At 66.4% G+C, this 24,765-nt stretch carries 27 protein-coding genes and 1 pseudogene; 17 read left to right on the plus strand and 11 right to left on the minus strand.

Going from position 1 to position 24,765, the window contains the following annotated elements; translation table 11 throughout:
• Positions 1–37: 37 nt before the first annotated feature.
• Positions 38–523, plus strand: coding sequence for a BON domain-containing protein (locus C8C99_RS15415; protein WP_056643642.1), 486 nt, complete (start codon positions 38–40; stop codon positions 521–523).
• A 165-nt stretch (positions 524–688) separates the two neighbouring features.
• A pseudogene (locus tag C8C99_RS15420) lies at positions 689–2,278 on the plus strand (ABC transporter substrate-binding protein).
• Between the two features lie 50 nt (positions 2,279–2,328).
• Here the strand turns inward: C8C99_RS15420 and C8C99_RS15425 are convergent.
• Both C8C99_RS15425 and C8C99_RS15430 read right to left on the minus strand, forming a co-directional pair.
• On the minus strand, positions 2,329–2,655 hold the full coding sequence (locus tag C8C99_RS15425) for a YnfA family protein (RefSeq protein ID WP_199226424.1): 327 nt from the start codon (positions 2,653–2,655) through the stop codon (positions 2,329–2,331).
• A complete protein-coding gene (locus C8C99_RS15430; protein ID WP_056643476.1) occupies positions 2,649–3,377 on the minus strand; it encodes a helix-turn-helix transcriptional regulator in 729 nt (242 codons plus the stop codon). Before C8C99_RS15430 ends, C8C99_RS15425 begins: the two co-directional genes overlap by 7 nt.
• A gap of 79 nt (positions 3,378–3,456) precedes the next feature.
• On the opposite strand from C8C99_RS15430, the gene C8C99_RS15435 reads away from it, so the two are divergent.
• Together C8C99_RS15435 and C8C99_RS15440 are read left to right on the plus strand one after the other, a co-directional pair.
• On the plus strand, positions 3,457–3,801 hold the full coding sequence (locus C8C99_RS15435) for an NIPSNAP family protein (protein ID WP_056643475.1): 345 nt from the start codon (positions 3,457–3,459) through the stop codon (positions 3,799–3,801).
• Entirely contained in the window at positions 3,798–4,142 is a 345-nt protein-coding gene (locus C8C99_RS15440) for an antibiotic biosynthesis monooxygenase (RefSeq protein WP_056643474.1), read from the plus strand. Before C8C99_RS15435 ends, C8C99_RS15440 begins: the two co-directional genes overlap by 4 nt.
• Positions 4,143–4,199: 57 nt before the next feature.
• On the opposite strand, the gene C8C99_RS15445 is transcribed toward C8C99_RS15440, so the two are convergent.
• The 4 genes from C8C99_RS15445 to C8C99_RS15460 all read right to left on the minus strand — a co-directional run bounded on the left by C8C99_RS15445 (position 4,200) and on the right by C8C99_RS15460 (position 7,904).
• Complete coding sequence (locus C8C99_RS15445) at positions 4,200–4,940, minus strand: metallophosphoesterase (protein ID WP_056643472.1); 741 nt, start codon at positions 4,938–4,940, stop codon at positions 4,200–4,202.
• 96 nt (positions 4,941–5,036) lie between these two features.
• Complete coding sequence (locus tag C8C99_RS15450) at positions 5,037–5,405, minus strand: DUF1801 domain-containing protein (RefSeq protein WP_056643470.1); 369 nt, start codon at positions 5,403–5,405, stop codon at positions 5,037–5,039.
• A gap of 124 nt (positions 5,406–5,529) precedes the next feature.
• Positions 5,530–6,333, minus strand: a complete 804-nt coding sequence (locus C8C99_RS15455) for a hypothetical protein (protein WP_056643465.1) — start codon at positions 6,331–6,333, stop codon at positions 5,530–5,532.
• Between the two features lie 146 nt (positions 6,334–6,479).
• Entirely contained in the window at positions 6,480–7,904 is a 1,425-nt protein-coding gene (locus C8C99_RS15460; RefSeq protein ID WP_108626212.1) for an FAD-binding oxidoreductase, read from the minus strand.
• 169 nt (positions 7,905–8,073) lie between these two features.
• On the opposite strand from C8C99_RS15460, the gene C8C99_RS15465 reads away from it, so the two are divergent.
• From C8C99_RS15465 to C8C99_RS15510, 10 genes are all read left to right on the plus strand, one after another.
• Positions 8,074–8,760: a TetR family transcriptional regulator gene (locus tag C8C99_RS15465; protein ID WP_056643462.1), complete on the plus strand. Its 687-nt coding sequence runs from the start codon at positions 8,074–8,076 to the stop codon at positions 8,758–8,760.
• Between the two features lie 95 nt (positions 8,761–8,855).
• Positions 8,856–9,854 (plus strand): tripartite tricarboxylate transporter substrate binding protein, encoded by a 999-nt coding sequence (locus C8C99_RS15470; RefSeq protein WP_056643461.1) that lies wholly within the window; start codon positions 8,856–8,858, stop codon positions 9,852–9,854.
• Positions 9,851–11,359, plus strand: a complete 1,509-nt coding sequence (locus tag C8C99_RS15475) for a carboxylesterase/lipase family protein (RefSeq protein ID WP_108626213.1) — start codon at positions 9,851–9,853, stop codon at positions 11,357–11,359. Before C8C99_RS15470 ends, C8C99_RS15475 begins: the two co-directional genes overlap by 4 nt.
• A gap of 109 nt (positions 11,360–11,468) precedes the next feature.
• Positions 11,469–12,041 (plus strand): hypothetical protein, encoded by a 573-nt coding sequence (locus tag C8C99_RS15480; RefSeq protein WP_056643459.1) that lies wholly within the window; start codon positions 11,469–11,471, stop codon positions 12,039–12,041.
• Between the two features lie 106 nt (positions 12,042–12,147).
• Positions 12,148–12,477: a DUF2752 domain-containing protein gene (locus C8C99_RS15485; RefSeq protein WP_233247240.1), complete on the plus strand. Its 330-nt coding sequence runs from the start codon at positions 12,148–12,150 to the stop codon at positions 12,475–12,477.
• 269 nt (positions 12,478–12,746) lie between these two features.
• The gene (locus C8C99_RS15490; protein ID WP_108626215.1) at positions 12,747–13,541 is read left to right on the plus strand and encodes a GntR family transcriptional regulator; all 795 of its coding nucleotides are present in this window, start codon (positions 12,747–12,749) and stop codon (positions 13,539–13,541) included.
• The gene (locus C8C99_RS15495; protein WP_063462183.1) at positions 13,538–14,359 is read left to right on the plus strand and encodes a transporter substrate-binding domain-containing protein; all 822 of its coding nucleotides are present in this window, start codon (positions 13,538–13,540) and stop codon (positions 14,357–14,359) included. The genes C8C99_RS15490 and C8C99_RS15495 overlap by 4 nt, the downstream gene beginning before the upstream one ends.
• A gap of 68 nt (positions 14,360–14,427) precedes the next feature.
• The gene (locus tag C8C99_RS15500; protein ID WP_108626216.1) at positions 14,428–15,102 is read left to right on the plus strand and encodes an amino acid ABC transporter permease; all 675 of its coding nucleotides are present in this window, start codon (positions 14,428–14,430) and stop codon (positions 15,100–15,102) included.
• Between the two features lie 6 nt (positions 15,103–15,108).
• Positions 15,109–15,762, plus strand: coding sequence for an amino acid ABC transporter permease (locus C8C99_RS15505; RefSeq protein ID WP_108626217.1), 654 nt, complete (start codon positions 15,109–15,111; stop codon positions 15,760–15,762).
• Positions 15,746–16,540, plus strand: a complete 795-nt coding sequence (locus tag C8C99_RS15510; protein ID WP_108626218.1) for an amino acid ABC transporter ATP-binding protein — start codon at positions 15,746–15,748, stop codon at positions 16,538–16,540. Before C8C99_RS15505 ends, C8C99_RS15510 begins: the two co-directional genes overlap by 17 nt.
• A 131-nt stretch (positions 16,541–16,671) precedes the next feature.
• On the opposite strand, the gene C8C99_RS15515 is transcribed toward C8C99_RS15510, so the two are convergent.
• A complete protein-coding gene (locus tag C8C99_RS15515) occupies positions 16,672–17,040 on the minus strand; it encodes an EF-hand domain-containing protein (RefSeq protein WP_108627192.1) in 369 nt (122 codons plus the stop codon).
• Between the two features lie 330 nt (positions 17,041–17,370).
• On the opposite strand from C8C99_RS15515, the gene C8C99_RS15520 reads away from it, so the two are divergent.
• Positions 17,371–17,811 carry a hypothetical protein gene (locus C8C99_RS15520; RefSeq protein ID WP_108626219.1) on the plus strand — a complete coding sequence of 147 codons (441 nt, stop codon included), beginning with the start codon at positions 17,371–17,373 and terminating at the stop codon, positions 17,809–17,811.
• Between the two features lie 179 nt (positions 17,812–17,990).
• Entirely contained in the window at positions 17,991–18,560 is a 570-nt protein-coding gene (locus C8C99_RS15525) for a cob(I)yrinic acid a,c-diamide adenosyltransferase (protein WP_108626220.1), read from the plus strand.
• Positions 18,561–18,754: 194 nt separating this feature from the next.
• On the opposite strand, the gene C8C99_RS15530 is transcribed toward C8C99_RS15525, so the two are convergent.
• From C8C99_RS15530 to C8C99_RS15545, 4 genes are all read right to left on the minus strand, one after another.
• The gene (locus C8C99_RS15530) at positions 18,755–19,177 is read right to left on the minus strand and encodes a hotdog fold thioesterase (RefSeq protein ID WP_108627193.1); all 423 of its coding nucleotides are present in this window, start codon (positions 19,175–19,177) and stop codon (positions 18,755–18,757) included.
• A 251-nt stretch (positions 19,178–19,428) separates the two neighbouring features.
• Positions 19,429–20,580: an ABC transporter substrate-binding protein gene (locus C8C99_RS15535; protein ID WP_108626221.1), complete on the minus strand. Its 1,152-nt coding sequence runs from the start codon at positions 20,578–20,580 to the stop codon at positions 19,429–19,431.
• 183 nt (positions 20,581–20,763) lie between these two features.
• Positions 20,764–22,305 carry an acetyl-CoA hydrolase/transferase family protein gene (locus tag C8C99_RS15540; RefSeq protein WP_108626222.1) on the minus strand — a complete coding sequence of 514 codons (1,542 nt, stop codon included), beginning with the start codon at positions 22,303–22,305 and terminating at the stop codon, positions 20,764–20,766.
• Positions 22,306–22,467: 162 nt separating this feature from the next.
• The gene (locus C8C99_RS15545; RefSeq protein ID WP_108626223.1) at positions 22,468–23,757 is read right to left on the minus strand and encodes a solute carrier family 23 protein; all 1,290 of its coding nucleotides are present in this window, start codon (positions 23,755–23,757) and stop codon (positions 22,468–22,470) included.
• Positions 23,758–23,890: 133 nt separating this feature from the next.
• Here C8C99_RS15545 and C8C99_RS15550 point away from each other — a divergent pair, with 133 nt between their 5' ends.
• A complete protein-coding gene (locus C8C99_RS15550; protein WP_108627194.1) occupies positions 23,891–24,640 on the plus strand; it encodes a zf-TFIIB domain-containing protein in 750 nt (249 codons plus the stop codon).
• Positions 24,641–24,765 lie beyond the last annotated feature (125 nt).

Consider the following 24,765-nt stretch of genomic DNA (forward strand, 5'->3'; position numbering starts at 1 on the left):
GTATCGGTCGCTTTGTGCCCTGCTGGGCGGCTCGGCCATGGCCCTGTGCGCTGCAGGGGGAGCCGCCCAGGCTTCTGCCGACGGCCCCCCGCGCACCAACGCCTTCAACGACCCTTTCGTCCAAGTCACCAGCGCCATCCCGCAATGCCCCGTGCCTGAGGGCCCGCTGTACACCGAGGCCGAGGTGCGCGAGCTGGCGCATGTGCGTTCCCAACATGGCGGCAGTTGTCACCGCGTGGGGCGCTGTCGCCTGCCCAACTCCTACCTGTACGACGCCGAGATCATCCCGCGCGTGCAGCGCTACATCCAGCAGGACGGCCGCTTTGACGACACCAGCGTGTGGGTGCTGGGCGAGCGGCGGCTGGTGACGCTCAAGGGTTGCGTGCAGTCGCAGGCGCAGTCCGACGCGCTGGAGAAAGCCGTGTGGCTGGTGGACGATGTGATGGGGGTGATCAACCTGCTGCAGGTGGGGACGGATGCGGCGGCGGCGCGGTACCCGCTGGCTGCGCCGAAAAAGCCGTGACATGCACGGCCAGTTGGCGGCGCGTATCCCAGGCGCAGTGATTGCGCAACGGTCCTAGCGCCAGCGATGAATCACTGGCACCACACCGCTTGCTAAGCGCTTGGGCTGGCGCGCGTCCTGCTGCATATTGCAGGTTCGTCACGCTTCATTGATGAGGGAGTTTCCATGCCATTCAAGTTCTCATTGCCGGCGGTAGCCACCCTGGCCCTGGCAGTTGTTGCCTCCCCCGCCGTATTGGCCAAACCCTTCAAGTGGTCCGGCTCCAGCGACATCCAGACCATGGACATCCATTCGCAGAACAGCGCCCTGGGCAACGGCATCCATGCGGCGGTGTATGAGTCGCTGGTGATGTTCAACAGCCGCACGCTCAGGGTGGAGCCGCTGCTGGCCACGTCGTGGCAGCCAGTCAGCCCCATGCAGATGCGCTTCAAGCTGCGCCAGGGTGTGAAGTTCAGCGACGGATCGCCCATGACGGCGGACGATGTGGTCTATTCGCTGCAGCGCGCGATGAGCAAGACCTCCACCTATGCCATCTACACCCAGGGCATGGACCGCATTGCCAAGGTGGATGGCGAGACCATCGACATCTTTCTGAAGAACCCCAACCCGGTGCTGCTCAACCAGCTGACCGAGCTGCGCGTGATGAGCAAAGCCTGGGCCGAGAAGAACAACGCGGTGGAGCCTAAGGACATCAAGGCGAAGGACGAAACCTATTCGCACCGCAATGCCATGGGCACCGGCCCGTTCGTGCTCAAGGAATGGGTGCCCGACCAGAAGATCGTGTTCGCTGCCAACCCGGGCTGGTGGAACGCGGGCAAGGCGGAAGGCAACGTGACCGAGATCACCTACCTGCCCATCAAGTCCGAGGCCACGCGCATTGCCGCGTTGCTGTCCGGCGAGGTGGACATGGTGCGCGACACCAGCATCCAGAACCTGGGCCGCATCAAGGCCAACCCGAACCTCAAGGTCATGGAGATGGTGGAGAACCGCACCGTGTACCTGGCCATGGACCAGTTCCGCGACGAGCTGCCCGGCGGCAACATCAAGGGCAAGAACCCGCTGAAGGACCTGCGCGTGCGCAAGGCGCTGTACCAGGCCATCGATGGCGCGACCCTGCAGCGCGTGACCATGCGCGGCATGTCCAAACCCACCGGCGCCATGGTGTCGCCCCTGGTCAACGGGTAGACCGACGCGGTGGACAAGCGTCTGCCCTACGACCCCAATGCCGCCAAAGAGCTGCTGGCACAGGCCGGCTACAGCGATGGCTTTGAGGTGGACTTTGCCTGCAGCAACAACGCCATCGTGCAGGACGAGCAACTGTGCCAGGCGATCACCGCCATGTGGTCGCGCATCGGCGTGAAGGCCAAGCTGCGCACCATGCCCGCCGTGAGCTACTACCCCATGGCCCAGCGGCACGAGGCCAGCATCGCGCTGCTGAGCTGGGGCGTGCCCACGTTCGATGCGCTGTACACACTGCAGTCGCTCACCCGCACCAAGACCACGGGCGGCGACGGCAACTACAACCTGGGCCGCTACAGCAATGAGCGCATGGACTACATCGTGGACCGCGTGAAGACCGAGACCGACCTGCCCGTGCGCAACCGCCTGCTGACCGAAGGCCTGCAGCTGCAGAACGACACCGTGGCCCACATCCCGCTGCACAACCAGATGCTGGCCTGGGCCATGAAGAAAAACGTGGAGCTGGTGCAGCGGCCGGACAACCGCATTGACTGGCGGTTGATCAAGGTGAACTGAGTCGCTTCCTGAGGTGCTGGCCTGCGCCCTGCCTACGGCGCAAGTCTGCGTCAGCGCGCAGGTTGCAGCATGATGATCGCCATGCCCGCCAGCGCCACCAGCACGCCCGCCACATCCCATGGCGTGGGGCGGATGCCATCTACCGCCCACAGCCATACCAGTGCCACCCCGATGTAGACCCCGCCGTAGGCCGCATACACGCGGCCTGCGCCAGTGGTGTCGTGCAGCGTCAAGAGCCATACGAACAGCGCCAGGCTCGCGGCCGCAGGCAACAGGAGCCACGCGGGCTTGCCTTGGCTGAGCCAGAGCCAAGGCAGGTAACAGCCCACGATTTCGGCGAGGGCCGTGGCGATGAAAAGCAGCAATGTGTTCAGCATGTTGCGGGGCCTTGTGGGGCACTGAGGTTTGGGGCATCCGGATGGGTGGCCAGCCACTGGCGCAGCGCCAGCTCGCCCTTGGGGGTGAAGTGCACCACGCGCGAGTCCTGAGCGCGTTGGGCCCATCCCCCGTCGAAGAGGCGCTGCAGCAGCGCCGCGCCCAGGGCGCCGCCCAGGTGGTGGCGGCGCTCGCTCCAGTCCAGGCAGGGGCGGCACACCATGCGCCGTTGCTGCCCCAGCGCGGACGTGTCGATACCCACGTGCGCAAACCACTGCGCGCCAGCGGGTGTGATGGCCGCCCCTTGGGGTGTGGCCTGCAGCATGCCCTGGCGTACCAGTGCTTCATAAAACTGCACGCCCACCTCGCCCGCCAAGTGGTCGTAGCACATGCGCGCGCGGCGCAGCGCTGGCTCGCGGGGGCTGGCGCGCAGCCGCACGGCACCGGCGCGAAACGCCACGTTCATCAGCGACTCCAGCAAGTGCGCCACATCCCGATCCGCCAGCCGGAAGTAGCGGTGCCGGCCTTGGCTCTCCACGGCGATCAGGCCCGCATCGAGAAGCTTGCCGAGGTGGGCGCTGATGGTCTGCTTGGTCACGCCTGCAATGTCGGCCAGCTCGGTGGCCGTGAGCGCGCGGTCCGCCATCAGGGCGGTGAGGACTTCGGCGCGTGCGCTGTCGCCGATGAGCGCGGCAATGCGCGCGATGTGGGGGCCGTCTTTCATGGTTCGATCTTGGGCGAACCATCGAGTGCCGTCAACCGTCTATCGTGAATCCCTTGTCCACCAACCTATCCAGAGCTTCATGATCACCTGCTTTATCCGCTACGAGATCGACCCCTTCCAGCGCGAGGCGTTTGCCGAATACGCGCGCCGCTGGGGCCAGATCATTCCCCGCTGCGGCGGCCATTTGCTGGGCTACTTTCTGCCGCACGAAGGCAGCAACTACGAGGCCTGGGGTTTGATCGGTTTTGACTCCCTGGCCGCCTATGAGGCCTACCGTGCCCGCCTGCGCGCCGACCCCGAAGGCCGCGCCAACTTTGCTCTGGCGCAGGACAAGCGCTTCATCCTGCGCGAGGAGCGCACGTTCACGCAGGGGGTGGAAGGCACACTGGGCCTGCCTGCCCACCCACAGGGGGCCGTCACATGATGGCTGTGATCTTCGAGGTCACACCTGCGCCCGGCCAGCGCAGCGCCTATCTGGATGCAGCCGCAGCGCTCAGGCCGCTGCTGGCGCAGATCGACGGCTTCATTTCTATCGAGCGCTTTGAAAGCCTGAGCGCGCCCGGCAAGCTGCTGTCCCTGTCCTTCTGGCGCGACGACGAGGCCTTGGCCTTCTGGCGCCAGCAAGAGGCGCACCGCAGCAGCCAGGCGGCCGGGCGCGACCATGTGTTTGCCGACTACCGGCTGCGCGTGGCGGCGGTGGTGCGTGACTATGGCATGGACGACCGGGCACAGGCGCCTGCCGATTCCCGCGCGGTGCACGGCTGACTGCGCGCACGTCGCTGGAGCCGGTTTGCGATCCCCTGCGAGAGCGCAAACAGGCGCTCACACCGGCATGTAGCCCGTGCGCAGCGCGTGGGCCCACTCCGGTCTGCCATTCCTTTGTGCCAGCAGCGCCATGGGCTCGTGGTTATAAGGCACCCGGTGGTGCGCCACTTGCCAGCCTTGTGCTGTGCGGTCCGCGATGGCGTAACACGCATCCGGCGTGCCGTTCTCGACTTTGTGGGCCACAGGGTGGTCGTCGCCATAGGCCTGCAGGCCCACGCTGCCGGGGTTAACCAGCAAAACGCCCGCTCCCAGCCGCACCTGGCGCGGCACATGGGTGTGGCCGCAGGCCACCAGCGGGGCGTATTGGCCCGACAGGCGCTCGTCGATCTCGGTCGGGGTGGCGGCGCGTACCGTGGAGCCGTCCAGCGTTTCGAGCAGGTATTCATGGTCGCTGCGCGGCGAGCCGTGGCACAGCAGCATGTCTTCTTCCAGGCGCAGGGTTTGGGTCAGGCTGCGCATCCAGGCAAATTCCGCCTCGGTGAGCTGCGCGTGCGCGTACTGGTCCGATGCACCACCGTGGCCTGGGCGCAGCTGCAGCACCTGGCGCTCGTGGTTGCCCGCTAGCGAGAGCCAGTCCGAGGCCATGAGCCACTGCGCCGTCTCGCGCGGCAGCAGCGGGCCCGAGAGGTTGTCGCCCAGGTTGACCACACGGTCGGCGCCCCGGCGCGTGATGTCGGCCGCTACGGCTTCAAGGGCCGCGAGGTTGCCGTGGATGTCCGAGACAAAAGCAATGCGCATGGGAAAACCGTGTTGTGGTTGGTGGGTGGGTCAGCACGGCGATACGTCGGCGCCTGTACCGCTGCAAGCATGCAGCATGCAGCATGCATCCCCATGCTATGTGTTTGCCCGCGCGGCTTCCAGCGCCAGGGGCAGGTACTGCGCCAGTTGCTTGTTCACCAGGTCGTCGATAGAGCGCAGCTTCAGGTGCCTGCGCTCCTTGCCCGCCCCCTCCAGGTGGGCGAAGGGGTCGCTGATGTGCGCGCCCCGCCCGAACTCCACCGACACATGCCCCTGGTAGGCGAACACGCCGCAGAACGACACCCCCTGCGCGGCAAACAGAATGCCACCGTATTTCACCTCTTCCGTGGGCGCCTCAAAAGGCGGCTGCAGCACCAGGGCGCGCACGGCCTGCACCATGGCGTACTGGGTTTCGCCAAGGAAGCGGATGTCTTCAAGCAATGCGGGGGCAGAGCGTGTGGCCACGGTGTGCGAGTGAGAGCTGCGGACAGTGCGCAGCGTAGGCGATGTTGCTGACAACGGGGTGGCAGCAGAGGAGACAATCCGGTCCTGAATCGGGCGGTGCTCTCCAGGATCTTGGCATCGGTGGTCAGGCTGTGATCCTGCCCTGCGGTGGCGCCTGCTGTGCCAGAAAGGCCCGCAGGTCGGCGGGGGTGTAGTCGGCTGCGGTGTGGTGGTGCCAGAAGCGGATGGACAGGTCGCGAAACGCCATGGGCGTGTGCTTGGCAGCGGCCATTGGCTCTTGAGGTGTGAGGGTTTGCCGGTTCGACCTGTTTCGCAGGCCGGTGGCCTCAGCCCGGATGTAGTCAAAGCGGTCGTTCTGCAGAGCGGCCAACAGCGCGTCAATGGGGGTTCCGGGCGGGCATGAGGCCGTGTCCTCAATCGCTTGCAGCGCCGCCCAGCGGCAGACGTCCTCGGGCGCTTCGGCGAGCCACTGGATGCGCCGCCAATGGGCCTCGTCGTCCCACCTCAACCAGCGGATCTCGAACAGGAGCTGGGGTGCCAGCAGCGGGTCTGTGTCGCGCCGCTCCTCCAGAACGCGGATGAGGCGGTCTGCGCTGTCGGGGTAGCTCAGTTTTCCGAACGTGTAGGCCGCCTGGCTGCGGATATGAAAAGCGGGCGCGCGCAGGCACCGGTCGAGCGCGTCGAACAGGCCCGAGCCTGGCAGCAGTGCGCGAAATGCGAGCGTGATCTCTTGCTGAAAAAGTCCGATGGAGACATCACGGATGAACAGGACAGCGTCATCGAAGCGCTCTGTCTCCAGGCTGCGTACGAGGCGCACGGCGGCATCCACCAGCGCAGCCGCGCCGTGGCGCGCCAGGGCTGCCTCGATATAGGCTTCGTCCTGGATGTGGTCCAGGTACGAAGCAATCACGGCTTCGGGAGTGGTCATAGTGTGCACCCCTGCATGGGCACGGCCCATGGGGACAGGCGAGGTGGGCCTGAGCGCCCAGCTGTACGCAGCGTGCTACAAGAATGCAAGAAAATAGCCGATTCCGCCTGCCGGTATTGTATTTTAAGCTATCAATAGAGTAGCAATCACAGGATGAAAATCTTCCCCGGATTCAGAATGTTCTTCGGGTCCAGCGCGCGTTTGATGGCGCGCATCATGTCCACCGCGCCGGTGCCGGTTTCGTCCAGCAAAAAGCCCATTTTGTGGATGCCCACGCCGTGCTCACCCGTGCAGGTGCCGCCCATGCTCAGGGCCCGGGCCACCAGGGTGTGGTTCATGGCTTCGGCCTTGGTGCGTTCTTCGGCGCTGTTCGGGTCGATGAGGTAGCCGAAGTGGAAGTTGCCGTCGCCCACGTGGCCGACGAGGAAGTAGGGGATGCCGCTGGCTTCCACCTCGTCCACCGATTCGAGCAGGCAGTCGGCCAGGCGGCTGATGGGCACGCAGGTGTCTGTGCTGATGGCGCGGCAGCCGGGGCGGCTTTGCACGGCGGCAAAGTAGGCGTTGTGCCGGGCGGTCCACAGGCGGGTGCGTTCTTCGGGCGTGCTGGCCCATTCAAAGGCCTGGCCGCCAAATTCGCTGGCAATGTCTTGCACCATCTCGGCCTGTTCCTTCACGCTGGCGGGCGAGCCGTGGAACTCCATGAGCAGCATGGGTTCCTCGCGCAGGGTCAGCTTGCTGTGCGCGTTCACCATGCGCACGGTGTGGTGGTCGATGAGTTCCACGCGTGCAATCGGCACGCCGATCTGGATGATCTGAATGGTGGTGCGCACGGCCGCTTCGATGCTGGGGAAGGAGCAGATGGCGGCGCTCACCGCTTCGGGCAGCGGGTACAGGCGCACGGTGATCTCGGTCATGATGCCCAGCGTGCCCTCGCTGCCCACCATCAGGCGCGTGAGGTCGTAGCCCGCGCTGCTCTTCTTGGCACGCGTGCCGGTGTGGATGATCTCGCCGCTGGCAGTCACCACCTCCAGCGCCAGCACGTTCTCGCGCATGGTGCCGTAGCGCACGGCGTTGGTGCCGCTGGCGCGCGTGGCGCTCATGCCGCCGATGCTGGCGTCAGCGCCGGGGTCGATGGGGAAGAACAGGCCGGTGTCCTTGATGGCCTCGTTCAAGGCCTTGCGCGTGATGCCTGGCTGCACCGTCACGGTGAGGTCTTCAGCGTTGATGCTGAGCACCTGGTTCATGCGGCTCACATCGATGCTGATGCCGCCCTGCACGGCCAGCAGGTGGCCTTCGAGCGACGAGCCTGCGCCGTAGGGGATCACGGGCACGTTGTACTGGCTGGCCAGTTTGACCGCGTCGGACACGTCCTGCGTGCTTTCGGCAAACACCACGGCGCTGGGTGGCGGGGCCTGCAGCGAGCCTTCGTCGCGCCCGTGCTGCTCGCGCACGGCCTGGGCCAGCGAGCACTGCGCGCCGAAGCGCGCTTGCAGCGCATCGATGAGGGCCTGGGGCACGTCGCGCAGTTGGATTTCGGGCAGCAGGTGGGCGGCAGCGGTGGGGGCGTTCATGGTGTGTGTCTCCGGTGGGTGCGGTCAGTGAGAAGCATTCTAGGTTCGGCCCCGTGTGTGGCCTCTGGTGATCCACCTTGGGCCCGCTTCGGGATGCGGGTATTCACGGACTTGTGGGTCCGCGTCTGCATAAATACATTACGTTCGAAATGTATATTGTGAAAGCACCATGAACCACCGTGTTTCCCCCAAGACAGGAGCGCGCCGCACCCATGCCGAGCGCAGCGCCGCCACCCGCCAGCACCTGATTGCCACGGCCATCGACGTGATCCAGCACCGCAGCCTGGAGGAGATGTCCATCCACGAGCTGGCCAAGTCAGCGGGCATGACCTCGGGCGCGGTGCAGCACCACTTCGAATCGAAAGCGGTGCTGATGATGAATGTGCTCAGTGAGCTGATCGAGTCCACCATGCGCTCGGGCGAGCTTTGGCCCAGCCCGGCGCTGCCAGCGCGCGAGCGGGCGGCGAAGTTTGTGCAGGCGGTGTGGATCCTGGTCTATGCGCAGCCGCGCTTTATCGTGGCCTGGAACATTTACCTGGGCTGTCGCAACCAGCCCGAAGTGTTGGGCCACATTGCCGAGCTGCGCCAGATCGTGCAGGCGCGCATGCACGAAGGCTTCTTCGGCGCCTTCCCCGAACTGGCGGCAGAGCCCGACCGCGATGGCCTGCTGGGCCTGGTGCTGTCGTCGCTGCGCGGGCTGGGGCTGCTGCAGTTGTTTGCACCCGCACCACAGTCTGCACCGCCCACCGTGCCCGATGCTGCCCAGCAGGCGCAACTGTCCTGCCTGGCCGACTGGATTGCCGCCCGGTGCGAAGCCGCTGCTGTGCCTCCAAAGGCGCGCACACGCCGCCGCTGATCCCCCATTTGTCTGCTTGTTGTGGTGTGCGGCATCTCCCGCCTGCACACCACGCAACGCGTACATCCATCGAAAAAATCACTAGGAGACACACCATGACCTCAGCATTCACGCGCGTTCCACGCACGGTCGCGCTGGCCGCACTCGCCTGCCTGGCCGGTGGCGCCCTGGCACAGCAGCCCGCAGCCTACCCGGCGAAACCCATCCAGCTCATCGCCCAGCAGCCGCCGGGCAGCGGCTCGGACGCGATGACCCGCGTGTGGGCTGATTGCGCCGCGCGCGAGCTGGGCCAGCCCGTGGTGGTGCAGAACAAGCCCGGGGCCAACGGCATCCTGGCCGTCAACTACCTCAAGGCCCAGCCTGCAGATGGCTACAACCTGCTGAGCATCGGCATGTCGCAGATGACCATCACGCCCTACGTCTACAAGCAGCAGCCTTATGACCCGCTGCGCGACTTTGACGGCGTGGCTGTGCTGGGCACATCGCCGCTGGTGCTGGCTGTGCCAGCGGGGCAGGGCATTGCCAGCTTGGCGGATCTGCAGAAGCTGGCGCGCGCCACCCCGGGCGGTATCAACTTCGGTTCGCCGGGCAAGGGCAGCCCGGCGCACCTGCTGACCTCTGCGCTCGTCGAAAAGCTGGGCGTGCCCGGCACCCATGTGCCCTTTGTGGGCGAGGGCGCGGGCCTCACCGCGCTCATGGGCCAGCAGATCCACGCGATGACGCTGGTGATTGGCACGGCGGCCGCGCAGGTCAAGGCGGGCAAGCTGGTGCCTCTGGCGCTGTTTGGTACGCAGCGCTCGCCCTTGCTGCCCGATGTGCCCACCATCGCCGAGGCCCTGCCCGCCGCCAGCGACCTGGCGCGGCCCGCGTGGATTGCCGTGGTGGCCAAGGCCGGCACCCCGCCCGAGCTGCTGAACCGGCTCAATGCCGCCACAGAGAAATGCCGGGGCGGCGATGCGCAGTACAAGTCCCGCCTCGAAGCCATGAACGTCACGCTCACTGCCACCGCGCCGGCCGACGCACGCGCCTGGGCGGCACGCGATGCGGCCGTGTGGCGCCCACTGATCGACAAGCTGGGCCTGGCCACCGAATGACGGTGGGCACTGCGGAGCCCCGAGTCACGCTGGCCCATGGTGGGCAGCTGCGCGGCCTGTGGGAGGAGGGCGTGCGTGTCTTCTGTGGCATGCCCTACGCACAGGCGCCACGCGGCGCGCTGCGGTTTGCGGCGCCGGTGCCAGCTTCGCCGTGGATCGGTGTGCGCGATGCCACGGCGTTCGCGCCCATGGCACCCCAGCTGCCCCGCACCGCGCGTGCCGATGCGCCCATGCTGGGGGGCGACGACTGCCTGGCCATCAACGTGTGGGCGCCGCCCGCTGAACCTGGCGCGCATCTGCCCGTGATGGTGTGGGTGCATGGCGGCGGCTTCTTTCGCGGCGCGGCCAGCGAGCCGCTGTACGACGGCGCGGTGCTCGCGCGGCGGGGCGTGGTGCTGGTGTCGGTGCAGTACCGGCTGGGCATAGACGGTTTTTTGCACTTCGAGGGCGAGGAGCAGGCTGCGCCTGCCAATCGCGGCCTGCTGGACTTGATGTTGGCACTGCAGTGGGTGCGGGACCATATCCACGCCTGGGGCGGCGATGCAGCGCGCACCACCGTGTTCGGCCAGTCGGCCGGCGCCGGGGCCGTGGCCTGCTTGATGGGCATGCCCGTGTCGCGCGGGCTGTTCCAGCGTGTCATTCTGCAAAGCCCCAGCGTGGCCTGCCAAACTTTGGAGGAAGCCGCCGCCGCGCGCCGCGCCGTAGCCACGCTGGCCGGGGTGGAGCCCACCCTGACTGCATTAGCAGGAGCGCCGCAGACCGTTGTGTTGCACGCCGTGCACCGGCTGGCGTCCGAGCCTGCGCTGCGGCAGCAGCACGGGCTGGGCGGGCGCAACTTCTTTCCTCTGCGGCCCGTGGTCGATGGCCAAGTGCTCACCGCACCGCCAGTGGAGGCGCTTGCGCAGCAGTGGGCGGCCCAGCCGCCCGACCTGCAGGTGCTGGTGGGCAGCAACGCGCAGGAGATGCGCCTGTACCATGTGCCCGGCGGCGCCATAGACCGGGTGACGGAGGCGCAGGTCCATGCCTTCGCGCAGGATGTGGGTTTGAGCCCTGGTGCCGCCGAGGCCCTGCGCCACCTGCTGCCGCCCGCGCAGCAAACGCCCGGGGAGTGGCTGTGTGCATTGCAGTCCGACTACTACTACCGCGTGCCCGCGCAACGCATTGCCGCGCTGGCCAGCCGCTGGGCCCGCAGCGCCCATGGCTATGAGTTCACCTGGCCCTCGCCGCAGTGGCGCGGGCGCCTGGGCGCTGCGCACGGGGTGGAGTTGCCGTTTGTGTTCGGCAATCTTCGCACATCCACGGGGCAGGAGCTGGCAGGGCCCGCGCCGCCCGCTGCGCTGTCCGAAGCGCTTCAGCAACGCTGGGTGGCGTTTGCGCGGGATGGCCACCCTGGATGGGCGCCGTATGCCGGCGCACAGCCGTCGGTCGAGCATGTGGGCGAGACACTGTTCTGCGCGCCCCACACGCAGCCGGAGCAGTTCGTGCTGTGGGAGGGCGTGCTGTAGCGATCCGCTCTCTGGGATCTCTCGCCAGGGGGTACCACAGCAGCAGCTGGCTCGCTACACTGGGCCGGCGCTTGTGCGCGACCAACCAACTACAGAGAGAGGGATTGCCATGGCTTCAGCCAGTGTGGGAGATTGCCTGTCGGGTGCCTGGGGCACCTTCAAGAAAAACGTCCTCACCCATGTGGTGTGCACCTTGCTGGTGATGGTGGTCGCCGGTATCAGCGCCGGCCTGCTGGCCGGGCCCATGATGGTGGGCTACATGCGCATGATCGAGCGCGAGACGCGCGGCGAAGCGGTGCAGATCGGCGATGTCTTTCGGGGCTTTGACGACTTTGTGCCCGCGTTTGTGGCGGGGCTCATCAGCTCGCTGGTCGTGTCGCTGGGCTTCATGCTGTGTTTCATCCCTGGCCTGCTGGTCATGGCGCTGCCCCCGGTGGCGTTGTTCCTCGTGGCGCGCGGTGAGCGCGACGGTGTGGCCGCCTTCAGCCAGGCCTGGACCATCGTGACCAAGAACCTGGGCTCGGCCTTCTTCTGCTCGCTGGTGCTGGGCATCGTGGGCTCGCTGGGCTTTCTGCTGTGCTGGGTGGGCGCGTTGCTGACGCTGCCGCTGTCCACCATCGGCTCGTACTACATGGCACGCCAATTGGTGGGCGATGAACCGGTCGCATTGCCTCCCCTCTGACCCCGGACCCGCTGTGGTGCCGGTGGGCGGCACGCCCGCCTGGCAGCCGCTGGATGGGAGCGCGCGGCGGTTGCGGTTGGCGTTCGGTCTGGGCTGGCCCCTAGCCATGGCTGCCACGCCGTCGTGGCTGGGGCGGGGCGGGCTGGGCCTGGGCTGCGGGTTTCGCGCGCTGACGGGCATGCCCTGCCCGCTGTGCGGCGGCACCCATACCTGTGCAGCCCTGGTCCAGGGCGACTGGGCGGCCGCCTGGGCCGCTAACCCGGGCGCGCTGGTGCTGCTGCTGTGGCTGGTGCTACTGGCGGGCCAGGCGGTGGTCGAAGGCGCCCAGGGCCGCCGCCGCGTGGCGCGCTGGCCGTGGTGGCACCCAGCGGTGTTGGCCGCAGTGGGCGGTGGGCTGGCGGTGTCCTGGGTCTTGCGCCTGACCGGACTCGTATAACGGCTTGCTGCGCCCGGAGGGGCTTTGTTGCTTCCCTACAGGCAAAAGCGATAGCTTTCTGCGGCCGTTAGGGTGCCGTGCGTAGTTAGTGGCCCGCCAGCGCCAGGGGCTGCACCACATCCATGCACCAGCATCCCTTTGGGTCGGCTTGGCGCAGCCCCGCGCCTCGTTGCGGGGCAGGCCGCCCCCATGGTGCACAGCCTCCGTGCGCCAGGCTGGTGCATTGAGCTTGTATACCAGTTGGCACGGAACCTGCGATACCGCAGGCAATGACCACCGCCACCGAGATCAGCAACCGCATCATCGAAGCCGTGATGGCGCAAAAGCTCGCGCCCGGCTCCCGCCTCGGCGAGCAGCAGCTGGCCATGCTGTTCGACTGCAGCCGCACCATCGTGCGCGAGGCGCTCACGCGGCTGGCCACACGCGGCATCGTCACCGTCAGTGCCCGGCGCGGCTGGTATGTGATCGAGCCCTCGCAGGACGAAGCGCGCGAGGCCTTCGAGGCGCGCCGCGTGATCGAACTGGGTTTGCTGCACCAGCTCAAGGTGGTGGACAAGACGGCGCTGCGCCAGCTCAAGAGCCACCTGCAGCGCGAAAAAGCCGCGCTGGCGGGCACCGATGTGGGCATGCGCAGCTTTCTGCTGGGCGACTTTCATGTGTGCCTGGCCGAATGCCTGGGCAACAGCCTGCTGGCCGACACGCTGCGTGACTTCACGGCGCGCACCACGCTCATCGCCATGCTCTACCAGTCGTCGCACGATGCGGCGCAGAGCTGTGCCGACCATGTGCGCATCGTTGAGGCGCTGGAGGCGGGTGACATTGCCCGCGCCGAAGCACTCATGTCCGAGCACATCGGCACCGTGCAATCGGCCCTGCGCCTGCAGGCCAGCAGCGATCCGCTGGCCGGGTTGCGCGACGCGCTGGCACCGGTGAGCAAGAGCCCGGAACCAGCCACCCCACCAGCCCGCGCGCGCAAGCCCCGCGCTGCCAAGAGTTCCATCCCCCCAGCGTCTGACCCAGACGCACCTGCCGACGCATCCACCTACCTAGGAGCCCTGCTATGACCACCGTCCGCACCGTCACCTCGTCCACCCGCCGCCTGACCCTGGGCGTGCTTGCCGCCACCGGCCTCGCAGCGGCATTGATGGCGCCCGCCGCCCACGCGCAGAACGCACTGGACAACATCCTCAAGGCCAAGGAAATCAAGATCGCCATCCCCACCGACTACCCGCCCTACGGCTTTGTCGGCACCGACCTCAAGCCCCAGGGCCTGGACGTGGAGATGGCCAACTACATCGGCGCCAAGCTGGGTGTGAAGGTCGAGCTGATCCCCGTGACCAGCGCCAACCGCATCCCCTACCTGCAAACGCAGAAGGCCGACCTCGTGATCTCCACGCTGGGCAAGAACCCCGAGCGCGAGAAGGTGATCGATTTCACGGCCGCCTACGCGCCGTTCTTCCAGGCCGTGTTTGCGAGCAAGAGCTTGAACATCAAGAGCTTTGCCGACCTGGCGGGCAAGACGGTGGCCGTGACGCGCGGCGCGATGGAAGACCAGGAGCTGGCCAAGGTTGCGCCCCCCGGCGTGGACGTGAAGCGCTTTGAAGACCACGCCGCCAGCATTGCGGCCTTTGTGTCGGGCCAGACGCAGGCGATTGCGACCAGCGCATCGACGGCCGGCACCATCATGGTCAAGAACCCCAACCTGGCCACCGAATACAAGCTGCTGCTCAAGGACAGCCCCAACTTCATCGGCGTGGCCAAGGGCGAAGACAAGCTGCGCCTGCGCGTGAACGAAATCATTGCCGAGGCGCGCAAGTCCGGCGACATCGACAAGCTGTCGAGCAAGTGGCTCGGCCGCCCTGCGGGCGACCTGCCCCTGTGATGCTGTGCACCGGATGAACTGCTGAAACCCAAGGGCCTGCGGCGCGACAAGCGCCGCAGGGCATAAGCATGCTGATTGCGCTCGATTTTTCTGCCGTCTTCGCGTCGTGGCCTTTGCTGGTGCGCGGCGTGGTCTGGACCATGGGCCTCACCATCGTGGGCACCGTGCTGGGCCTGCTGCTGGGCACGGCCTGCGCCTGGGCGCGGGCGCGCAACCTGGGCCACCGGCCCACGGCGCTGCGCTGGGTCGTGGCCAGCTATGTGGAGCTGGTGCGCAACACGCCGTTCATCGTGCAGCTGTTCTTCCTGTTCTTCGGGCTGCCCGCGTTGGGGCTCAAGCTCTCGCCCGAATTTGCATCGGTGCTTGCCATGGTGATCAACCTGGGCGCGTATTCGGCCGAGATCATCCGCGCGGGCATCGAGGCCACGCCACGTGGCCAGATCGAAGCCGCACACAGCCTGGCCCTCACGCCGGGCCAGACCTTCCGGCGTGTGGTGCTGCCGCCCGCGCTGCAAAAGGTGTGGCCCGCCATGGTCAGTCAGATCATCATCGTGATGCTGGGCTCTGCCGTGTGCGGGCAGATCTCCACACCCGAGCTGAGCTATGCCGCCAACCTCATCTCCAGCAACACCTTCCGCGCGTTCGAGGCCTTCATCCTGGCCACGGCCGTGTACCTGGTGCTGTCCATGTTGACCCGCCGCCTGCTGATGTGGATGGGTGCACGTTTTCTGGTGGGAAGGTAAATCGAGATGGTCGAGTTTTCTCTCTGGGACATCCTGCGCAACCTGCTGCTGGCAGCGCGCTGGACGGTGTCCCTGTCCCTCATCGCCTTTATCGGCGGCGGCCTGGTGGGGCTGGTGCTGCTGGTGCTGCGCCTGTCCAAGCTACGTGGCGTGGACCGTGCGGTGGGCGTCTACGTGCAGGTGTTCCAGGGCACGCCGCTGCTGATGCAGCTGTTCCTCGCGTACTTCGGCATTGCGCTGTTCGGTATCAAGACCTCGCCGTGGACGGCCGCTGCGGTGGCGCTCACGCTCTACACCAGCGCCTACCTCACCGAGATCTGGCGCGGCTGTGTGGCCTCCATCCCCAAGGGGCAGTGGGAGGCGGCGCAGAGCCTGGCGCTCAACTTCGGCGAGCAGCTGCGCCATGTGGTGTTGCCGCAGGCGCTGCGCATCGCGGTGCCGCCCACGGTGGGCTTTCTGGTGCAGGTGATCAAGGGCACGGCGCTGGCCTCGTTGATCGGCTTTGTCGAGCTGACCAAGGCGGGAAGCATGATCTCCAACGCCACCTACCAGCCCTTCCTTGTTTACGCCTGCGTGGCGCTGCTCTACTTTGCCCTGTGCTTCCCCGTGAGCCTGGTGGCGCAATCGCTTGAAAGGAAACTCCATGGCAACCGCCGTTGAAACCACCCCCGCCCCCGCGCATGACGGCATCGTGGTGGGCGAGCCCCCCATCGTGGACATCACCGCCTTGCGCAAGTCCTACGGCAGCAACGAGGTGCTCAAGGGCATTGACCTCAAGGTGCAGCGCGGCGAGGTGATTGCCATCATCGGCAAGAGCGGCTCGGGCAAGAGTACGCTGCTGCGCTGCGTGAACGGGCTGGAAGAGTTTCAGGAAGGCGCGCTCAGCGTCAACGGCCAGAAGCTGCTGCACGACAGCCCCGCAGCCATGCGCGCGCTGCGCCAGCAGGTGGGCATGATATTCCAGAGCTTCAACCTGTTTCCGCACCTCAGCGTGGGCCGCAACATCATGCTCGCGCCCACCTTGGTGAAGGCGCGCGATGCCAAGGCCGCCGAGGCGCAGGCGCGTCAGCTGCTGCAGCGTGTGGGTTTGGCTGAGAAGTTTGATGCCATGCCCGACCAGCTCTCGGGCGGCCAGCAGCAGCGCGTGGCTATAGCCCGCGCGCTGGCCATGGAGCCGCAGGTGCTGCTGTGCGACGAGATCACCTCGGCGCTGGACCCTGAACTCGTGGGCGAAGTGCTGCGCGTGGTGGAGTCGTTAGCGCAAGAAGGCATGACGCTGATGATGGTCACGCACGAGATGGCGTTCGCCCGCAAGGTGAGCGACCGCGTGATCTTCATGCACCAGGGTCGGGTGCACGAGCAAGGCACACCTGCTCAGCTGTTTGGCAGCCCGCAGACGCCTGAACTGCAGCAGTTTTTGTCGTCGTTGCACGACTGAAATTCATTTGCCGATGCTCGTACGCACAAAGGCCTGCCCACGCCCTGGAGTTCCAGCGCGGGCAGGCTTTGCAGTTTGGTAGTTGCGCCTACCCCGGCCTCTGGCTCAGAGCGGGTAAGCGGTGGGCAGGGTCAGGACTGCACCCCCTTGTCGAATTCTGCGCGGGACAGCGATCCGTTCTTGTCGGTGTCGAGTTCCTTGAAACGTTGGCTGATGGCTGGCAGCGTGGCGGCCTCTTGCACGCTCAGCTGGCCGTCCTTGTTCACGTCGGCCTTGTCAAAGGCGGCAGTGGCTGCGGATGAAATGCCACCACTGTTGGGCCCCACCGAAAAGCCCGAGCCTGCCTGTGCGGAGCTCTTGCTCTGGGGACCGAATTGGGGAGGGGAGGACGGTGATGAGGTCTGTGCCTGCAAGGCACCCACACCACCCAAAGAGAGGGCTGCGAAGAGCATCACGCTGCGCGTGTCGAACGAGTAGTTGCGTCGTTGCAGTGCTTTCATGTTGAGCCTGGCTCCTTTGAAGTTGAACAGGCTTGCATTGCACCGCAGCACAGCTTGCGGCGCCAGCATTCTTGCCTGCTGTTGCCTCACTCTACATTTGCCTGCGCTGTGTAACGCCCCGGCCGTGTTTTGTGTCTGAGCCCGCGCCGGATGTAGCCAAACGTAGGCCTGCTCCCTGGCTACGGGCAGAGCCTCGCCCTACGCCCCAGGGCTCGCAGGGGCTGACCGGCATGCCAGCGTGTGTCCTACAGCCCCTGCCCACGCTCCTTCCAACAATGACCTTCATGCATTCCCTGCGGATGCTGTTGTTCAACTTCAAGGAGCTATTCCATGCACAAGCAAACCGTTCTCGCCGCACTCGCTGCCTTCGCCTGCACAGCGGCATTGGCCCAGGCGCCCGCCAACAACACCGCGCGTCCTCCGGCCGAGGTGAACCCTGCGGCATCGGGAGGCGCTGCCGCGTCGGCGGCCCAGAACAAGGTGGACCAGCGCGCCAGCCGCAGCACGGTAGCGCCCGCCAACCCTGCCGCCGGTGATGGCCGCGCGGCCCCCGTGGCAGAGATCAATCCCAGCGCTGCGGGCGGCAAGGCGGCGGCCAAGGCCGACATGCGCGTGAATGCGCGGCTGATGGACACCAATGGCGATGGCATGGTGTCGCGCGCCGAATGGGACACCTACCACGCGCAGGCCTGGAACCAGATGCAGCCTGGCAACACGGGCGTGTCCACGGCAGACATTGACAAGCTGAACCGCACTTCCGCCACGCACTGATACCGATCCATGCGGCTGTGTCCCGTTCACCGGTCCGGCCAGCCGTCTTCAGCGTGAGTCATTCGCCCCTTGCGCCCTTGCGCAGGGGGCGTTTTTGCATCTCGACCGCGCGGTCGGGAGGGGGAATGTGCGCTCGGGGACAATCGGGCCTATCCCTCCTTCGCTGACTGCATCCACACATGGCCAACCGACTTTCACAGATCGCCACGCGCACCGGCGACGCCGGCACCACCGGCCTGGGCAACAACCAGCGCGTCTCCAAGAACAGCTTGCGCATCCACGCGATGGGGGATGTGGACGAACTCAACTCCCACATCGGCCTGCTGCTGTGCGAGCCCATGCCCGACGAAGTCCGCGCCCTGCTGGTCGAGGTGCAGCACCAGTTGTTCAACCTGGGCGGCGAGCTGTCGATCCCGGGCTTTGAATTGCTCAAGGCCGAAGCCGTGTTGGCGCTGGACGAAGCCCTGGCCCACCACAACGCTGCGCTGCCGCGCCTGCAGGAGTTCATCCTGCCCGCTGGCACCCGCGCCGCATCGCAAGCCCATGTTTGCCGCACCGTGGCCCGCCGCGCCGAGCGCGCCGTGGTCGCCCTGGGCAACGAAGAGGCGCTGAACGACGCCCCGCGCCAATACCTCAACCGCCTCTCCGACCTGATGTTCGTGCTGGCCCGCGTGCTCAACCGCATGGATGGCGGGGATGACGTGTACTGGAAAAGCGAGCGCCTGGCACAGCAAAATGCTACTAAATAAATAGCTGTTAACGATTGTCTGGTAAGCGCTAGGGGCCGAGTTCAATCAAATTCCCAGCCTGTGCCATGGGCGTGCCCCGTGCCAGGGATGCCAAGAAAGGGCCGCCCCGCAGCGAGGGCATCGTCCCCCTTCCCGAATCGCGTCAGCGATTCGAGAGAAGGGGGAAGCGGCGCAGCCGCTCAGGGGGAAGTCCTCTACCTCGGTGCAAGAATCGCCATCGTCAGCCGCGACACACAGGTCAGCTCACCCGCTTCGTTGTGCAGATCGATGTGCCACACGTGTGTGGTGCGGCCGATGTGCACCGGCTTGGCCGTGCCGGTCACCCAGCCGCTGGTCGCAGAGCGCAGGTGGTTGGCGTTGATGTCCAGGCCCACGGCGCGGTAGCCCTCGGGCAGGGCGTAGTAAGCGCCGGTGGAGCCCATGGACTCGGCCAGCACCACGCTGACGCCGCCGTGCAGCAGGCCAAAAGGCTGGATGGTGCGGTGGTCCACCGGCACGCGGGCGCGCAGAAAGTCGTCACCCACCTCGACAAATTCAATGCCTAGGTGCTCTACGGCGGTGTTGCAGTTGGCGGCCTTCAGCAGGGCCAGGTCGATGGGTTTCTTCCAGATGGGCATGGTGTTCACAGGGCAGGGCCAAGTCAGTGCAAGCCGCTGATTGTGCCAACGCCTGTGGCCCCGCCCTGTGCCGCAGGTGCCTAGGAGCCTGTCGGACTTGGAAGTCGTCGGCTGCAAATCGGCCGCAGCGGTCCATTTTTTACCGTCTTTTTGCCCCATAGCCGGGCTATGGGTCTGCAAATCCGGCAAAAACTGTCCGCGCTGGGGCCGATTCTCGCTATCGACGCTCCAAGTCCGACAGGCTCCTAGCCTCAGCCCACAAACTTTCCGTTGGCGCCCATCACCCCCAGGTCCAGAAAGCGCGAGCCCACATACGGCGCGCCGCTGGCGTAGTCGATGGACAGGCCACCCAGGTCGTTGCTGCGGATGCCTGCGAGGGCGTTGCGCAGCTTGGCACGGGTCAGGTCGCGGCCGGCGCGCTCCAGGCCCTCGGCCAGCACGCGGGCGTTCACATAGCCTTCAAAGCTGCGGGCCGAGAACTCCTGATAGCCCAGTGCGCGCATGGCCTTCTGGTAGTCGCGCACCACGGCATAGCTGGTGCGGGCCGCATCGGGCAGCACCATGGACAGTGCAATGCCCGAGGCCTTGCCGCCCAGCTGGCGCAGGTTGTCGCCCGACAGCGCCACGCTGGTGGCAGCCAGCGGCGTGCTGGGCGAGACTTTCTTGAACTCGTTCACCAGCGTAGCGGTGATGTCGCCCGCCGTGCCCAGCAGCACCGCATTGGGCTTGGCGGCCACGGCCTTGCCGACCACATCGGCCACCTGGGCGCCTTGGGCGTCGAGCTTGAAAGCCTTGGGCGCGGGCTGCTTGGCGGCAGCCATGGCCTTGGTCACGTCGGCCAGAAACTCGCGGCCAAAGGCGGTGTCCTGGTACACGACGGCCAGCTCGGTGATGCCCATGGACACCAGCTTCTGCGCCAGGCGCTGGGCCTCGTCGGTGTAGCTGGCGCGCACGTGGAACACCGAGCGGTACTCGGCCTTGCGCAGCGAGGTGGCGCCGCTCTGGGGGGCAACGTAGGGGATCTGCGCCTCGTCCACCAGCGGCAGGATGCGCTGGTTGTTGGCCGTGCCCATGCAGGAGATCAGCGACACCACGTTGGCATCGGCAATCAGCTTGCGCACGTTGTCTTCGGAGCGCGCGGCGTCGTAGCCGTCGTCCAGGGCCAGCAGCTTGATTTCGCGGCCGTGGATACCCTTGGCGTTGGCCTGGGCAATGCCCGCATCCAGCCCCTGCTTGAGTTCCTTGCCCAGGCTGGCCAGCGCGCCGGTGGTGCCCAGCGAGCAGCCAATGGTCACGCTCTTGGCGTCCATGGGGTCCTGCACGCCCACAGCGCGCGACAAGGGGGCAAGCAGCAGGCCGGTGCTGGCGGCCACGAGGGATTGGGTGAACTGACGGCGTTGCATGGTGACGAAAACTCGCAGACAAAAATGCCACCAGCCCCGGGTGGGGGCTGGTGGGGATGACAGGGGGAGGGGGTGAACCCAGGGTAAACCCTGAATGTTATCCGGCCCCGCTGGCAATTGGCTGTCAATGGCTCGCACGCCCACAGGCCCCGGGGGGCCTTTGATGGGGCCGGGTTCCTGCCCTTATGCCGCGCCGGCGGGGGGCGGGTTCAGCCGCATGCTGCCTGTTTCCACATAACGCTGGTGCCACGACAGCGCCTCGTTCAGCAGGTGCGGCGTGTGCTGGCCCACGGCTCCCTTGCGGGCGCGTGCCACATAGTCGTGCAACGCCGGGCGAAAGTCCGGGTGCGCGCAGCGGTCAATGATGATTTCGGCGCGCTGTGAGGGCGAGTGCCCGCGCAGGTCGGCCAACCCCTGTTCGGTGACGAGGATTTGCACATCGTGCTCGGTGTGGTCCACATGCGAGGCCATGGGCACGATGCACGAGATGCTGCCGTTCTTGGCCAGCGACGGCGTCATGAAGATCGACAGATACGCATTGCGCGCAAAGTCGCCCGAGCCGCCGATGCCGTTCATGATGGCTGAACCCATCACATGCGTGGAGTTCACGTTGCCGTAGATGTCGGCCTCGATCATGCCGTTCATCGCAATCAGGCCCATGCGGCGGATCAGCTCAGGGTGGTTGCTGATCTCCTGCGGGCGCAGCACGATGCGCTGCTTGTAGTAGTCGATGCGGTCGTTGAAGTCCTGCATGGCCGCCGGGCTCAGCGACAGCGCGGTGGCCGAGGCGCTGGCCAGCTTGCCCGAGCGCAGCATGTCCAGCATGCCGTCCTGCAGCACCTCGGTGTAGGCCGTGAGGTTCTCGAACGGGCCGTTGTTCAGCCCCGCCAGCACCGCGTTGGCGATGTTGCCCACGCCCGACTGCAGCGGCAGCAGGTCTTTGGGCAGGCGGCCCTTTTTCACCTCGTGCTGCAGGAACTCGATGATGTGGCCCGCGATGCGGTTGGAGGTGTCGTCCGGCGCGGCGTACACGCTGTTGCGGTCGGGCTGGTTGGTCATCACCACGGCGATCACCTTGCTCGGGTCGCAGCGCAGGTAGGGATCGCCGATGCGCTCGTCGGGCCGTGTCATGGGGATGGGCTTGCGGTGCGGGGGGCGGTCGGTGCCGTAGTAGATGTCGTGCATGCCCTCCAGCTGCGGGTTGTGCCACGTGTTCACTTCCAGGATGACCTTGTCGGCCTGGTCCAGCCAGGTCTTGTTGTTGCCCACCGAAGACGACGGGATCAGCCGCCCGTCGGGCAGCACGCCCGCCACTTCGACCACGGCCACATCCAGCTTGCCCAGAAAGCCGAACCACACAAACTGCGCCACGTGCGACAGGTGGATGTCCACATACTGCATCTGCCCCGCATTGATCTGGCGGCGCACCGTGGGGTCGGACTGGTAGGGCAGGCGCATCTCGATGCCGTCCACCTGGGCCAGCGCACCGTCCAGCTCAGGCGCGGTGCTGGCCCCTGTCCACAGCCCGATCTTGAAACCATGGCCCTGCGCGTTCAGGCTCTCGATGCGGCGCGCCAGGGCACCGGGCACGGCCTTGGGATAGCCCGCGCCGGTAAAGCCGCTCATGCCCACATGGGCACCGGCGGGGATCAGGGCGGCCGCCTCGTCGGCGGACATGGTGCGGGAGAGAAAGTCGGGGTACAGCACCCGATCGGCCAGGGACATGAACAAGCTCCGCAAAAAGAAAAGAGGCCACCCGCCCGGTGAGCGGATGGCCCCGTGGACAAAACCCAGGATGCTAGCCTTCGTTCCTTACAAATTAGGGGTTAACCCTTACAAATGCAGGCCGGTCGGCTCAGAACGTGTTGACGGTCACGCACCCGCAGATTACGCCGCTTTGCGGTTGAGCAGTGCGTACAGCAGGATCGCCCCGAAGGTGGCGGTGCCGATGCCGCCCAGCGCAAACTGGCCGAACTTCAGCGTGAAGTCGCCCGTGCCCAGGATGAGGGTGATGGCCGCCACGATGAGGTTCTTGTTCTGCGAGAAGTCCACCTTGTTGTCCACCCAGATCTTGGCGCCCGCCACTGCGATCAGGCCAAACACCACGATGGACACACCGCCCATCACCGGCAGCGGAATCGTCTGGATCAGCGCGCCGAACTTGGGGCTGAAGCCCAGCACCAGCGCAAACACACCCGCCAGCAGGAACACGGCGGTGGAGTAGATCTTGGTCGCCGCCATCACGCCGATGTTCTCGGCATAGGTGGTCACGCCCGTGCCGCCCGCGCTACCGCTCACCATGGTGGCAATGCCGTCGCCGATGAATGCGCGGCCCATGTAGCGGTCCAGGTTCTGGCCGGTCATGGCCGTCACGGCTTTCACGTGGCCCAGATTCTCGGCCACCAGGATGATGGCCACGGGCGCAATCAGCAGCATGGCATTGCCGCTGAACACCGGCGCGGCAAAGTTGGGCAAACCAAACCACGCGGCGTTGGCCAGTGCGGTCAGGTCCATGGGCTTGCCCAGGCCCAGGCCGTTGGTCAGCACCGCGTAGATGATGCTGGCCACGATCAGCCCCACCAGGATCAAGAGGCGCTGCACCATGCCGCGCGTGAGCACGGCCACCAGGCCCACGCTCACAAAGGTCACCACCTGCATCCAGCTGTCAAAGTTGCTGGCCGCCATGTTCTTGATGGGGATGCCCGCCAGGTTCAGGCCGATCACCGCCACCACCGAGCCTGTGACCACGGGCGGCATGAAGCGCTCGATCCAGCCCGTGCCAATGGCCTGCACCAGCGCGCCGATGAGCGTGTAGACCAGGCCACAAGCAATGATGCCGCCCAGCGCCACGCCGATATTGGCGTTGGGGCCCTGGCCCGCATAGCCCGTGGCCGCAATCACCACGCCGATGAACGCAAAGCTCGACCCCAGGTAGCTGGGTACCTTGCCGCCGGTGACGAGGAAGAAGATCAGCGTGCCGATGCCGCTCATCAGAATGGCCACGTTCGGGTCAAAGCCCATCAGGATGGGCGCCAGCACCGTGGCGCCAAACATCGCAATCACGTGCTGCACGCCCATCACCGCCGTCTGCGGCCAGGGCAGCCGCTCGTCGGGCGCGATCACGCCGCCTTGTTGCAACACCTCAGCGCTTTTCACGCGCCAGTTCATGAATCCCATGTTGTTGTTCCTTGTGGTTGAGGCGCGAATGCTAGTGGATGCGGCGAGGGTGGGGGACGAAGGCGCCTGGCGGGTTACGATGCGCCCGCCCCCGCAAGGCGCCCCTCGCACCGTTGCCCAGACCCAGACTGCCATGTTCACTGCACCCACCTGCCCGTCGTGCCGCCAGCCCATGCAGGCCCACCGCTTTGCCAGCAACCTGGGTGATTCGCTGGAGCTGGACATCTGCTTTGCCTGCCAGGGCCTGTGGTTTGACCGGCACGAGAACCTCAAGCTCACGCCCGCCGCCGTGGTGGAACTGTTCCGCCTGCTGCACGAGCACCGCATCGACCAGCACCAGCCCCTGGCCGAGAGCATGGCCTGCCCGCGCTGCAACACCAGCCTGACCAAAGGCTTCGACGTGGTGCGCAGCGGCCGCTACATGATCTACCGCTGCGGGCGCCAGCATGGCCGCTTCAGCAGTTTTTCGTCCTTCATGGCCGAAAAGGGCTTTGTGCGCCACATGACGCGCCCCGAGATCGACGACCTGGCCCAGCGCGTGGGCGCCATCTACTGCACCAGCTGCGGCGCTCCCGTGGACATCCGCAAGGACCACGCCTGCCCCTACTGCCGCGCCGCGTTCTCCCTCATCGACCCCCAGGCCGTGGTGCGCGCCATGGAGGGCTACGCCCAGGCGGGCGCCCGTGCCAAGGCCCAGGCGGCAACCGCGTCGCCCGTGGACATTGGCGATGCCCTGGTGGCGCTGGAGCGCGACCGCACCCGCGCAGAGCGCGAGCGCCAGAAGCGCGCGTTCACCAGCAGCAGCGATGGGGATGACAGCTCCTTCACCGGGGACCTGCTGGCCGCAGGGGTGGCGCTGGTGTGGGCACTGATGAAGGACTGAGAACGTGAACATGTGCTGAGGGCCCTGCCTGCGCATTGACATACCGCAGCATGCGCTGCGGTCATTCACGACAGACTGGGGCCGACCGTTCAGAATGGTCGCAGGCCCTTGCCCTGACCTTGGGC

Origin of the sequence: Acidovorax sp. 107 (assembly GCF_003058055.1) — a bacterium.
In the GTDB taxonomy this organism is placed as follows: domain Bacteria; phylum Pseudomonadota; class Gammaproteobacteria; order Burkholderiales; family Burkholderiaceae_C; genus Acidovorax.